The organism is Sorangium sp. So ce1504 (assembly GCF_051521635.1).
In the GTDB taxonomy this organism is placed as follows: Bacteria; Myxococcota_A; Polyangia; order Polyangiales; family Polyangiaceae; genus Sorangium; species Sorangium cellulosum_B.
Map to the genome: position 1 here is coordinate 7,622,613 of NZ_CP150365.1, position 12,660 is coordinate 7,635,272.

9 protein-coding genes are annotated in these 12,660 nt (G+C 72.4%); 5 read left to right on the forward strand and 4 right to left on the reverse strand.

Annotated elements, in window-relative coordinates:
• Positions 1–15 precede the first annotated feature (15 nt).
• The gene (locus WMF39_RS28630) at positions 16–1,413 is read left to right on the forward strand and encodes a hypothetical protein (RefSeq protein ID WP_437739659.1); all 1,398 of its coding nucleotides are present in this window, start codon (positions 16–18) and stop codon (positions 1,411–1,413) included.
• On the forward strand, positions 1,410–3,683 hold the full coding sequence (locus tag WMF39_RS28635) for a hypothetical protein (protein WP_437739660.1): 2,274 nt from the start codon (positions 1,410–1,412) through the stop codon (positions 3,681–3,683). Before WMF39_RS28630 ends, WMF39_RS28635 begins: the two co-directional genes overlap by 4 nt.
• Positions 3,684–3,723: 40 nt before the next feature.
• Here WMF39_RS28635 and WMF39_RS28640 read toward each other — a convergent pair whose 3' ends face one another.
• A complete protein-coding gene (locus WMF39_RS28640; protein ID WP_437739661.1) occupies positions 3,724–5,118 on the reverse strand; it encodes an RNA polymerase sigma factor in 1,395 nt (464 codons plus the stop codon).
• Positions 5,119–5,443: 325 nt separating this feature from the next.
• Here WMF39_RS28640 and WMF39_RS28645 point away from each other — a divergent pair, with 325 nt between their 5' ends.
• Together WMF39_RS28645 and WMF39_RS28650 are read left to right on the forward strand one after the other, a co-directional pair.
• A complete protein-coding gene (locus WMF39_RS28645) occupies positions 5,444–5,956 on the forward strand; it encodes a hotdog fold domain-containing protein (protein ID WP_437739662.1) in 513 nt (170 codons plus the stop codon).
• A gap of 333 nt (positions 5,957–6,289) precedes the next feature.
• Entirely contained in the window at positions 6,290–7,774 is a 1,485-nt protein-coding gene (locus tag WMF39_RS28650; RefSeq protein ID WP_437739663.1) for a hypothetical protein, read from the forward strand.
• A 73-nt stretch (positions 7,775–7,847) separates the two neighbouring features.
• Here the strand turns inward: WMF39_RS28650 and WMF39_RS28655 are convergent, their stop codons facing one another.
• Complete coding sequence (locus WMF39_RS28655) at positions 7,848–9,167, reverse strand: DUF5690 family protein (protein ID WP_437739664.1); 1,320 nt, start codon at positions 9,165–9,167, stop codon at positions 7,848–7,850.
• A gap of 774 nt (positions 9,168–9,941) precedes the next feature.
• Positions 9,942–11,189 (reverse strand): hypothetical protein, encoded by a 1,248-nt coding sequence (locus tag WMF39_RS28660; protein ID WP_437748150.1) that lies wholly within the window; start codon positions 11,187–11,189, stop codon positions 9,942–9,944.
• Positions 11,190–11,336: 147 nt separating this feature from the next.
• On the opposite strand from WMF39_RS28660, the gene WMF39_RS28665 reads away from it, so the two are divergent.
• Entirely contained in the window at positions 11,337–11,690 is a 354-nt protein-coding gene (locus WMF39_RS28665) for a BON domain-containing protein (protein WP_437748044.1), read from the forward strand.
• Between the two features lie 221 nt (positions 11,691–11,911).
• On the opposite strand, the gene WMF39_RS28670 is transcribed toward WMF39_RS28665, so the two are convergent.
• Entirely contained in the window at positions 11,912–12,610 is a 699-nt protein-coding gene (locus WMF39_RS28670) for a hypothetical protein (RefSeq protein ID WP_437739665.1), read from the reverse strand.
• Positions 12,611–12,660 lie beyond the last annotated feature (50 nt).

Here is a 12,660-nt window from a genome sequence, read left to right on the forward strand (position 1 = left end):
GCGCCCCGGCCGGCCGTGCCCCGCTCCTGCCCGCGCGCGCCTCGCGCGCCTCGCGCGCCTCGCGCACCCGCCGCTCCACGCGCGCTCCACGCGAAAGCTCGCCCGCGCCGCCTGCGCCGACCGAGCGCGCCGCTCCTCGCGGCGGCCGCCGGCGCGCTCCTCCTCGGCTCGCTCGCCTCGGCCTGCATCGAGCGCGGTTATCCCCTCGCCGGGAGCGGGCAGGTCGAGCTCCGTGCCGACGTCGCCGGGCCGCTGTTCGCCGCCGACACGCTCGACGAGGCGGGCAAGCCGGTGCTGCCCCGCCAGAGCCCCTGGCGGACCGCGGTCTCGCTCAAGCTGACCGAGGCGAACGAGCCGGCGTACGGCGGCTACGTCGAGGTCCGCGCCGTCCCGAGCGAGGCGCTCACGCTGCACCCCGTGGAACGCGACCAGGAAAACGGGGCCTCGTGCGGCGTGAAGGACGGCGCGTTCCGCTGCACCGCCGGAACCCAGGGCTACGCCCGCTTCACCGCCGCCTCGGAGGGCGACTGGTCCGGCGAGGCGCGGCTCGTCGTCTCGTGGGCCGACCGCACCGAGGAGCTCCCGATCACGATCCTCCCCGCGGGCTTGCCGGAGGACGCCACCAACTTCGCGCTCATCGCGGGGGGCCTCGGCGACAGCGACCGGGTGCTCGCGACCTACGTCCCCCTCATGTGCACGATCGGCCCCCTGCCGGACGATCTCGGCGCCACCTGGCGGCCGGGCGCGATCCGGGCGCGCGAGGCGCGCGTCCGCGCGTCGCCTCCCCTGGACGCGCCGGGCGTCGTGGAGCACGCGCCGGTGATCATCGAGTCGCTGCACAGCGAGGCCGCCCTCTCGCTCACCCCCGATTGCCTCGAGCGGACCTCGCGCCTGCGCGTGCTGCTCGGCGCGACCGGGGAGAGCCCGCCCTTCATCCTGTGCTTCAGCGACCTCGGCGGCGAGGTGAAGATCGCCGTGAGCTCGGGGCAGAAGGCGCTCGACCCGATCCCCTCGCTCACCGTCGACCCCGAGCCGCGCCTGCTCCGCGTGCGCGCCCTCCGGAGCGTCGTCGCCGCGGGGACGCCCGGCGATCTCTTCGAGGTGAGCGCCTACAACGCCGAGCGCGTGCGCATCGCCGTCCCCGTCGACCTGACCGTCGGCGACGACCAGGTGATCGCGCTCGGCGAGGCGTCCGTGACCCTGCGCGGCGAGGACAGCGAGGCGACGATCATCCAGGGCGTCGCTGTCGCGCCGGGGACGACGACGCTCCGTGTGACGCCCCGCCTGCTCGCGAGCCCGGAGTGCTCCTCCGAGCCCATCACCGTCACGCCGGAGCCAAAGCCGGAAGAGGACGCCGAAACGGAGACTGAGCCGGAGCCTGAGCCGGGCGCCGGAGGGGGAGGCTCGCCGTGAGCGCACGCAGATCCGCCATGTTCCTGTCGGCCGTGGCGCTCGCGCTCGCGATCGCCGCGCCCGCCACCGCGCCGGCGCAGGACGATCCCGAGACGGACACCGGGGAGACCGAGGACGAGGAGACGCCGGAGCCGGCCACCTCCCTGAGGCGCCCGACCGACGCGGCGCCGATGGCCGTCCCCGCCGACTTCGGCGGCAGCCTGCAGGTCGTGCGCGCGCCGGCGGGCACGGCCAGCGCCGCTTCGTCGGCCGGCGGGCCGGAGATCTTCCCGGACGCGCGCCGCGTCTGGATGAGCGTCCGCGACACCGATCCGGTCCCGATCGAGGCCGCGCGCCGCGGCGGCCGCTGGCTGTGCAGCGGCGGCGGCTGCGCCGCGCAGACCGGCGATCCCGGGCAGAGCCCGATCGGCGACCAGATGCTGCGCTCGATCAAGCTCCAGACCCCGACGCTGCCCCTGCCGCTCACGGTGTGGGGGCGGCTCACCGAGGACGGCCAGCGCCTGCTCGACTTCGACCCGGTGCTGCTCGGCCGCCGCTCGTACCGGCACGTCTGCGCCTACCGCCCGGTCGCCGACGCCCCGCGGTCTCCCGTGGGCGCGCCCGCCGCGCCGTCTCCGCTGTCGCCGCTATCGCCGCTGTCGTCCGATCGCGTGGACGTCTGCCGCGACGGCCGGCCCGAGCCGCCGCCGGCCGACGCGGGCGAGCTCACGCTGGGCATGCAGTGGCCGAAGCAGTCGGAGATGGCCGATTTCCACTACCTCGCCATCGTCGACAGCTGCGGCAACGCCCGGGTGCAGCCGTTCCAGCGCACGTTCACCGTGCCGGTCCTCGAGGTCGCCTCGGGCGGCTGCGGGCGCCCCGATGGCAAGGTCCTCCGCGTCTTCCCGGGCGGCGGCTGGCTCCGGGTCACCGCCTTCAACCTCCACGCGCCCGCGGCGGCCAACGTCGTCAACGCGACGTACCGGGTCACCATCCCGCCGCTCGAGAACCTCGTCGAGTCGAACCCGGCGCGGCTCCTCTTCCCCGATCCGCTCGCCGACGACCTGAAGGTCGACTGCGGCCCCACGCCGATCGCGCCCCGCGCGGATGCCGGGAGCCTCCCGCCGCCCGGGAGCGCCCGTCCGCCCGGGCCGCGGGCGGCGTCCCCTGCCCCGCCGGCGGGCCGGGTACCTGCGCGCGCGAATGGACAGCTCCAGGGCGGCGCAGGCGCCGGCCGGCGGCCTCCGACGGCGGCGCAGGCCGGTCCGCCGGCGCAGCCCGGCGCGGTGGAGCGGGCCCCGCCTCCGGCGCAGGCCCAGCCGCCGGCCGGGCTGCCGCCTCCACGCCGGGCGCCCGACGTGGATCCATCGCGCCCCGGGCCACAACCGCTCGCGCACGGCGCGGTCGTCATCTCGCCGGCGCCGCTCCGGCTGGGCAACTGCCGGATCCGGCTGACGGGCCAGGCCAAGCACCGGCTCGTGGCGCCGCTCGCGCTCCATGTCTCGCTGACGCGCACCGATCAGATGCGGAGCGGCACGCCGATCGAGCTCCTCCAGAACGGCACGTGGATCGTCACGCCGAGCAGCGCGGAGTTCGCGCTCCCGCCGCTCGCGGAGGACTTCGACGGGGACGCGCGGCTCCGGCTGGCCGTCTACAGCGATCCGCTGAGCCCGCAGGGCAAGGTGGTGCTCGTCTCCGACGCGGGCCGCGTCGCGAGCTCGCTGCGCTCGAACGAGCCCGGCGAGCCGGAGCGCGCCCGGCGCCTCGTGGGATCGGTGGCGATCCACTCGGTCCCGCTGTGCGGCGAGGACAACTTCCAGACGCTCGAGGCCGCGGGGACCTGCTTCCGCGCGTACCTCACCGTCCCGGCGATGCTGGCGACGCTGCAGGTCACCCGCGCGCCGTGGGTGGAGAAGCCCCTCGTCACGCGGAGCGTGCTCAGCGCCGTCGGCGTCGCGCTCGCGATCGACCGCTACGACCCGGTGGAGCGCCGGGCCTTCCCGATCGCGGCGCAGCTCGGCGGCTTCGTGCAGACGCTCGGCGAGGGGCGGGTCGGCCTCCTCGGCTACGTCGGCGTCGCGCCGACGATCCCCATCCTCGGCTCGGGCGGCAACACCACGTCGTTCGGCTTCCTGGCGGGGCTCGGGCTCGAGTACATCACCAACGACGCCGGGCCCGACGAGGGGCTCAAGCCCGCCGCGTTCGTGTCCGCGGTCGTGCAGGTGGGCCAGGCCGCCCCGCAGGTCTCCACGAGCGGCCGGGCGAGCTTCGGCACCTACGCCGGCGACTGAGCCGCCGCGGCGCGGGGCGCGCGGCGGCCCGGTCGCCCGCTCACCGGGGGTTCAGGATCATGTCCAGCTCCTCGATCGCCTGCCGCTGGATCGCGGTATCGAGCCGCACCTCCTCGAGCAGGGCGCGCGCCTCCGGGTAACGCCTCGCGATCACGAACGCCCGGATCCAGAGCACCTTGCGCTCCGACGCGAAGAGGGTGTTCGGCATCTCGCGCTCGTAGCGCTGGAGCGCCGCGGTCGCCCGGTCCGGATCGCGCGCCTGCAGCGCCTCGGTGACCGCGTCGAACAGGGCGATGTCGTGATTGCTGCCGGGCCCGTCGATCTCGATCTTGAGCTTCTCGATCGTCTCGGCGGCGACCGGCGCCGGCGAGCGCTCCCCCCGGTCGCGCGGCGGCACGCGCGCGCGCCGCTGGGCCGGGGGGCTCGACCGCGGCGCCTCGACGGGCGCCGGGGCCGCCGGCGGCGCGACGGGCGGCGCCGGCGGCTCGGCGGGCCGGCGCGGCGGCATGGCGGCGATGAGCGCGGGCACGACGTGCCTCACCTCCTGCAGAGGCGGCGGCTCCGGGGCCTGGAGCGCGAGCCATACCGCCCCCGTGGCCGCCGCCGCCGTGGCCGCGACGGGCGCGGCCACGCCCAGGGTCGGCACCTGGACGAGCTTCGCGAGGCCCTTGAGCCACGCCGCGGCGTCGCTCAGCGCCTGGCCGACGCCCCCGGCGGCGTTCCCGGCGCTGCCCGCCTTGAGCGCCCCCACCGACTCCTGCACGCCGCGGAGGATCGAGACCCGGACGTCGTCGGGCACGCGCGGCGAGATCCGCGCGGTGGCGAGGAGCGCCGCCAGATCCAGGGGCAACACGAGGCGAAAGCCCTCCCTCTTCCGGTCCTCGCGCCGGCGCTTCACGACGATGTCGTGGAACAGGCGGATGGCGCGCGCGCGCCACTTGTACGCGGTGGACAGCGGGATGCCGCGCTGCTGCGCGAGATCCGCCATCGGGGTGCTGTGGAGATCGTGCCCGACCAGGATCCAGTGCGCGTCGGCGTCGAGCTGCTGCATGAGCTCCAGCACGACGAGCCGCTCCTGATCCGAGATCAGCAGCTCTTCCGAGGTCTTGGAGGGGTCGACGAGGGGAGGGAGCTCATCGTCGGGCACGAGCTCTTCGTAGCGGTGCTGGGCCCGCTGCAGGTAGTGCGAGGCCGTGTGGACCGTGATCCTGTTCAGCCAGCGCTCGGGCCGGGAGATCTCGGGATTGTATTTGTTGAAGCTGAGGTACGCCGCGAACAGGACCTCCTGCGCGAGGTCCTTGCGATCGCGCAGCGGGACCCCCAGGCCCGTCAGCCAGCGCCCTACGAGCGCGGAGGTTTGTTCACGAAAGAGAAGCTCGAAAGCGCGCTCTTTCTCGGGTGGGCCACCTTGGCCCGGACGTCGAGGTCTTGTCATACACAAGTCCAGTTCCGGGCACGGACGGGAGATTGCCGCCCGAAGCAGGCCACGCGCGACGGACGGGGGGCCCGGACGGCTGCTCACGGGCGTCCGGAGCCCGGAAATGCCGCAGAATCCTCGCGAAAACGGGGACGCCAGGGCGCTCCGGAGCCATCCGACTATCGAATATCATTCTGAAGTACAATTCATGCTGAGAATGAGTCGTGCTGCGCCCAGGTTGCGGCGCGAGGAGGCGCCGGGACGCACCGGCTCGCCGGGGATTCCGGGTGCGTCCGCGCGCGACTCGAGGCAGGCTGGCGCCCCCGCCCGGCGGATCCAGCGCATGAAGCTCACCGACTTCTCTCTCGCATCGATCGCGGCGAGCTCGCGCCGCAACACCATCCGCGACGTCTGGGACAAGCTGAGCCTCCTGCCAGGGGGCAAGCGCCTGTTCAGCCGGCTCATCGGCGCGATGGCCCCGTACACGGGGACGATCCGCGCCGAGGTCGAGGTCCTCGAGCGCGGCCGCGCGGAGGTGTCGATGCGCGACCGGCCGGGGCTGCGCAACCACCTCCGCTCGGTGCACGCCGTCGCGCTCGTCAACCTCGCCGAGCTCACCGGCAACACGGCGCTGTCCTACGCGCTGCCCGATGACGCCCGGTTCATCGTCGCGGGCCTCTCGATCGAGTACGTGAAGAAGGCCCGCGGGACGATCCGTGCCGTCTGCGAGTGCCCGCTCCCGGAGACCAGCGAGCGCAGGGAGTACGATATCCCGGTGAGCCTGCGCGACGCGACGGGGGCCGAGGTCGCCCGCGCCGTCCTCCGCAGCCTCGTCGGTCCGAAGAAGCACCCCTGAGCTCGGCGCCGCGCCGCCCTACGGAGCCCCCCGGCGCTCCCGACCCCTGCATTCCGGCAAAGCGCCACGCGCAGGAGCCCCCCTGTACTCCAAAGCACATGCGCTACGGCGGAGCCCTAAGCTCCGGAGCAGACGTGTGCTCCAAAGCACCTTGCGGGCCGGAGCAATCCTGTGCTTCGGAGCAATCCTGTGCCCGCGAGCACACGGTGAGCTCAGCTGTCGCCTGACCTCCCCTGAAGCGTCTCACCCCGCCCCACACCGAGCCAGAGCGCGGACAGAGGGTTCGAGTCAACGCGCTCGACAAAGCGCTTCCAGGGTGTTTCGATTCTTCTCATGAGGAACCGGTCAACGATGGTGGCGCTCGCCGCGACGGGGATCAGCGTGATCTTCGCGGCGTGCGGGGGGGCCGATGGCTCGGTCTCCGCCGGCGGAGCCGGCGGAGCGGGTGCCGGGGCCAGCACGGGGACAGGCCCGGGGAATGGCTCGGGGAATGGCCCGGGAACAGGCGGGGAGACGAGCACCGGATATGGCACCGACGGGCCTGGAGAGATCACCACCGGGCCCAGCAGCGGCGCCGGAGAGGGCGCCGGCGGCGAGGCGTCGTGCGCGGGGGAGACGAAGACGGCGGAGCTCGTGCCGCTCGACCTCTACATCATGCTCGACGCGTCGGGGTCGATGGATGAGCGGCTCGCGACGGGCGGCACCAAATGGCGCGCGGTGACCGACGCGCTCGAGGCCTTCTTCACCGATCCTCAGTCGGAGGGGCTCGGCGTCGGGCTCCAGTACTTCCCTCTGATGAACGCCGACGTGCCCGCGAGCTGTACGACCCACGAGCAGTGCGGCGACAGCGGGCCGTGCGCGCTCCGGGCCTGTCGCAGCTCGTTCTCCACCTCCACGGGCATCCAGATCTGCGTCGAGGACGCGGACTGCTCGGACGGCGACGAGTGCATCGACATCGGCGTGTGCTCCCAGAGCCGCGAGATCTGCGATCTGATCGGCGAGCGCTGCGACGGCCGCGCGGGCACGTGCTACCGGGTGTCCCGGAGCACCTGCGCGCACCCCTACTCGTGCATCACCGAGGACTACGCGACGCCCGCCGTGTCGATCGCGCCGCTCGACGCCGCCTGGGCCGACGAGCTCATCGGGTCGATCGACCAGACATTTCCCGACGGGGGCACGCCCACCGCCGGCGCCCTGTCCGGCGCGATCGCCCAGGCCCGGGCCCACGCCGAGGCGAACCCGACCCACAGGGTCGTCACCGTGCTCGCCACCGACGGGATGCCCACCGAGTGCAATCCCACGTCCGCCGACGGCATCGCGGAGATCGCGGCCGAGGGGCTGAGCGGCTCGCCGAGCATCTCGACCTTCGTCATCGGCGTCTTCAACGGGGACGACGTGGGCGCCCAGGCCACGATGAACCGCATCGCCGAGGGCGGCGGGACGACGTCCGCCTACTTCATCGACACGAGCTCCGACGTCACGCAGGCGTTCCTCGACGCGCTCAGCGAGATCCGCGGGACGAGCCTCGCGTGCGAGTACCAGGTCCCGGCGCCGTCCGCCGGGCAGACGCTCGATTACGGGACGCTCAACGTGCAGCACACGCCGCCGGAGGGCAGCGACCCGTCGACCATCTTCTACGTGGCCAGCGAGGCGCGCTGCGACGCGACCGCCGGCGGCTGGTACTACGACGTCGACCCCACGACCGGCGGCACGCCGACCAAGATCGTGATGTGCCCCGCGACCTGCACCCGCTTCCAGGCGGGCGGGCAAGTCCAGCTCCAGGTCGGCTGCAAGACCGAGATCCCGCCGATCAACTGAGCCCTTCCCCCCACGCTCGCCCGCGCCACGGGCCCCCATGGCTCGCCCGCTCGGCCGGCAGCTGGTGGCGCGCTCACGCGTCGAGCGCCGCGGGCCGCACCGCGGCGGACGGGCCGCGGGTGCGCAGCCAGAAGTACGCCGCGGATGCGGCGAACAGGGCCCCGCAGACGAACGCGGTCGCGTAGCTGAAGCCGACGAAGAACTCGAGCCACGAGCGCTTCGCCTGGCCAAAGCTCTTGTAGAGCAGGAGCGCCACGCTCCCGAGGTAGCCGAAGGCGTCGGCCGCGGTGATCAGGAATCCCGCCGTCGCCACCGAGCCCACGGCCGCGATGAGCCGGTCGAAGAGGACGCAGTTGTACGGGACGTACCCCACGTAGAGCCCGAGCCCGACGCTGATCATCCAGGCGACGGGGCCGATGACGCCCGCCTGGTAGAGCGCGGTGCTCAGCCCCGCGAGCGCCGCCCCGGCGACCATGACGCCGTGGATCGCGACGAGCGCCGCGCGGTTGTTGCGGATGCCGATCATCACCGCGACCGAGAGGAGCGCGCCGATCGCCACGGGGATCTCGGCCGTCGTCAGGATGGCCGGCTGGTCGGTGTAGCCGAGGGCGTCCCAGATCTCGCGGGCGAAGTTGTCCCGGAAATCGCGGTAGGCGGTGAGGACGACGTAGCCGAGGACGAGGGTCGCGAGCCCGCCGGCGTTCGCGAGGACGAACGCGCGCCGCGCGGCGCGGTCCATGGGCGCGCGCCGGGTCCGGAGCGCCTCGTCGTCCACCGAGGGCGGCGGGATCTGCGCGAGCATCCACACCGAGAGGAGCAGCGGCGGGAAGAAGAGGGCCCCCGTCACCGCGGGCATCCACACCTCCGGGACCCCCCAGCCGAGCGTGATTTTGCCAACGGTCTTTACGAAGCCGCTCGCGACGATGAAGCTGGCGCAGAGGCCGGCGCCGAGCAGATCGCTCACGCGGCGCCCCTCGAGGAAGCCGAAGACGAGCCCCCAGACCATGCCGAGGGGCAGGCCGTTCAGCACCAGGAAGGCGGCGGCGTACGGGGCCGGCGCGAGCCCGAACAGGACGAGCGCGACCTCGCTCACCGCGATGCACGCGAGGATGGCGAGCGCGCGCCGCTCGGGCGGCATCTCGGAGACGATCTTGATGCCAAGGAACTTGGAGGCGCAGTACCCGAGCACCTGGGCGATGATGTAGAGGCTCTTCAGATCGAGCGCGGGCAGCAGCGGCAGCGCGACCATCCCCTTGTAGGAGCCGACCGCGAACGGCTTGCGGAAGGCGTACATGCAGAAGTAGGTCGAGAACGCGGCGATCACGGCGAAGGCCGTGAACACCGGCGCAGGGGCTCGCTCGAGCCATTTCGTCACGCTTCGCTGGGCCGGCATGGGAGCTCCGAGGAAGGCGCGAGGGTAATCGCGGCCGCGCGGCGCGCGCATGGATTTTCGGTGAGGAGCGGGCCGGGCTCCCGCCCGCACACGAACACGCGAACCGCGGATCTCGCCGTGGCCTGCCGAGCGTCCGGCCGGTATGCCGCGATGGTCACATTTTTCGCCTTCCGCCCTGCTCTTTCTTCTCCCGGCTCATGTCGCGGCTCGCCCCTCGTCGCTCCGCTTTTCGGTCCTCGCTCTTCGTCTCTCGCGCCTCTCGTGGGAGCGCCCGCGAGCGTGCGGCGTTCGAGGAAGCTCATCGGCAATCGATGAGGCGGGCTCGTCCGTGGGGCCACAGGGCGGGCTCATCCGCAGAGCCATGGTCGAGCTCGGGTGCTCGGAAATCAACATCTCGGTGAGAAACGCCGCCGCGCAACACGGAAAGTCATGTGACATCGTCCGTCGGCTCCCGAGTCACCCTCAGGGGAAGCCCTAATTCATGATGTCGTCACTGTGGCACAACGTCTCTGTGAGACGCTTTGGTCGCTCCGGCATGGGGCGCATTGCACCTCGCAGCGGGGCCTGACGGGGCGAAATCTTCCTGAAAACGGAGCGAAATACCGCCCTCGCGGTCCTGGAACACCCCTTGCGATGTGGGATCGCGCCGGGGCGTCGGGGCCCTGGATCTTCAGCCCACGCGGCGCCGGACAGGCACGCACGACAGGCGGCCCGATACGGCTGTCCTCCCGCACGCTCGTGCGTCGCCCAAATGTGGACCGAGCGTCGGCTGGATCACCGGAGAGGAGCGGCCCAGTTTCGCTGCCGTGTCGCTCTTCTCGCAAGACTCGCAAGAAAGGCGGAGGAGTCATGCCGAATCGTCAGGGATGGATCGACGAGGAACATAACGATGGGCCGGGGCGCGACGACGAGCGGTTTGGGCCAACCCAGGGTCAGCGAGGCGATGAGCGATATCGTGGCGAGCGTGGAGCGAGCGGGGATGCTAGTTACGGGCATCGTGGCAACTACGAGCAAGTCCTCCAGCGAGACGATCGACGCCCTTCCCGCGGAGGTCACGATGATCTCCGCGGTCGCTCCGATCAGCGAGAGTCTGTCGGACGCGGCTACGAGGGCGAGCGCGGCGGCGAGGGCGACCCGAGCTGGCGCGGCCACGGCGGCGAACGCGCCTGGGAGGGCCGACAGGATCGCGGCTGGGGGCAGCGCGAGGACGCCCAGCGTAAGGACTGGGGCGGCCAGCGTGATGACTTCCAGCGAGGAGGTCGCGACGATCTTGACGCCAGGCGCGGCCACGGCGGCGGCCAGGGCGGCTTCGGCGGCGGCCAGGGCAGCTTCGGTGGCGGCCAGGGCGGTCACGGCGGCCAAGGTCACTTCGGCGGCGGCCAGGGCGGCTACGGCGGCCAAGGCGGCTTCGGCGGCGGCCAAGGCGGTTACGGCGGCGGCCAGGGCGGATTCGGCGGCGGCCAGGGCGGCCTCGGTGGCGGCCAGGGCGGCTTCGGTGGACAGGGCCACTTCGGCGGCTACGGCGGAGAGGGATTCGGCCGCGGCCAGGGCGGATTCGCCGGTGGCCAGGGCGTCTATGGCGATGAGGGCGGACAGGGCCGCTTCGGCGGACAGGGCCGCTTGGGCGAACAGGGTGGCTTCGGCGGACAGGGCCACTTCGGCGGACAGGGTGGCTTCGGCGGCAGCCAGGGCGGTTATGGCGCCGGTCAGGGCCACTTCGGTGGCCAGGGTGGATTCGGCGGCCAGGTTGGCCAGGGCGGCTTCGGCGGACAGGGCCGCTTCGGCGGCGGCCAGGGCAGTGAGGGCGGCCTCGGAGGCCAGGGTGGATTCGGTGGCCAGGGTGGATCTGGTGGCGGCCAGGGCGGCTTCGGTCGCCAGGGAGGCCCGGGCGGAGTCCAGCACGAAGGATACGGAGCCCGCGGCGGCCTCCGGCAGTGGGCCGACGACGAGCGCGGCTGGAACGAGCGGCCAGGACAGCAACGCGGGTACGAAGGCCACGAGTCGTCCTTCGGCGGCGATCAAGGCCCTTCCCCTCAGCCCTACGGCGGACAGGGATCCGGCGGACAGGCCCCAGGCGGCCGCAGCTTCCTCCAGACCGTTCGACAGGGCGGCGGGCTCGGCGGCTCGCGTGGTCGCCCGCCCAAGGGGTACAAGCGCTCGGACGAGCGGATCCGCGAGGATATCTGCGACCAGATCTCCGATCAGCCGGACCTCGACGCGAGCGACGTCGAGGTGAAGGTGCAGAACGGCGAGGTCGTCCTCTCCGGGACCGTCCGCGAGCGTCGCTTCAAGCACCAGCTGGAGGCGCTCGCCGAGCGGATCTCGGGCGTGGTCGACGTGCGGAACGAGATCCGGCTCTACCGCGAGCAGCAGCAGGGCGAGGTGAGGACGAGCATGGGGTCGTCGTCGAGCGAGCGCACGGCCGCGAGCACGAGCGGCGTCACCGCGGGCTCCGGGACCTCCATCAGCGCGACGTCGCCCCCGGAGACGAAGAACAACGAGTCGCGCCGGAACGCCTCATGAGAGTTCCACCGAGCTCCACGTCAACGGGGCTCATCGCAATCTGAAGTCGCACGCCGACCCAAAGACGCGCGCGCCGCGCGCTCGTCCCCTGAGGTTCGTCTGGCGAGGGCCTCGCAATCGCGAGATCGCGGGGCCTTCGTCGTGTCCTTGGGCGACACGGTACCCGGTCGTGGGCCGGGGGGACGAGAGAGGCCGTCAGACCCCTTCGTCCCGAGGCAGGCTCAGGGGAGCTCCTCGATGTCCGAGGGCACCCGCGGGTTCACCTCGTAGTGATCGAGGAACTGACCGCTGAACCCGGTGATCTCCACGTCGTCCCCCGGGGCGACGCCGCTCACGTCGATGCCGGTCCCGGCATAGACGAACACAGTGACCTCGCCCGAGCCGTCGTCGACGTGGAACCGGTAGCCATACTCCCCGTCGTCGAAGACCTCGTCCACCACCGTGCCTCCGATGCGGACGAGGGTCCCCTCGGAATCCTCGCCCACGTCGCCCGTGTCGATGGGCTTCGCCGGGTGGACTGGATGGGAGCCGGAGACGGCGATGTCCGTGGGCTGGACGCCGAGGACCTGGCCGTAGCTGTTCGCCACCGTGCCAGTCACCACGACCTCCTGGCCGAGCGCATAGCTCCCACCCAGCGCGTCGTGGATATAGATCCCCGTGCGCCCGCGCTGGATGGCGAACCCCTGGTCGTTGGGCGCGAACGCGCCCGAGGGGACAGACACGACGCCTTTGACAGTGACGACCGTCCCCTCGGGCTGCGCCCGCGCGAACCGGATCGAGTTGCCCGCCGCGGACAGGGGCCCGGCGGTGATCAAGACAGCGATGAACGCGGCGGCGCCGCGGAAGAATGTACGCATGAAGATCTCCTTGATGGTCGCCCGGCCGGGTGGGCAATCGTCGAGGTCCACCCGACTGGGCATTTGATTCTCAATGCAATATTACTGCGAGCATCAATATGGCAGGGAGTGCT

Coding starts and splice junctions, on each gene's coding strand:
- WMF39_RS28650 (WP_437739663.1), top strand. CDS start 6,290: ATGAGGAACCGGTCAACGATGGTGGCGCTCGCCGCGACGGGGATCAGC.
- WMF39_RS28645 (WP_437739662.1), top strand. CDS start 5,444: ATGAAGCTCACCGACTTCTCTCTCGCATCGATCGCGGCGAGCTCGCGC.
- WMF39_RS28655 (WP_437739664.1), bottom strand. CDS start 9,167: ATGCCGGCCCAGCGAAGCGTGACGAAATGGCTCGAGCGAGCCCCTGCG.
- WMF39_RS28670 (WP_437739665.1), bottom strand. CDS start 12,610: ATGCCCAGTCGGGTGGACCTCGACGATTGCCCACCCGGCCGGGCGACC.
- WMF39_RS28640 (WP_437739661.1), bottom strand. CDS start 5,118: ATGACAAGACCTCGACGTCCGGGCCAAGGTGGCCCACCCGAGAAAGAG.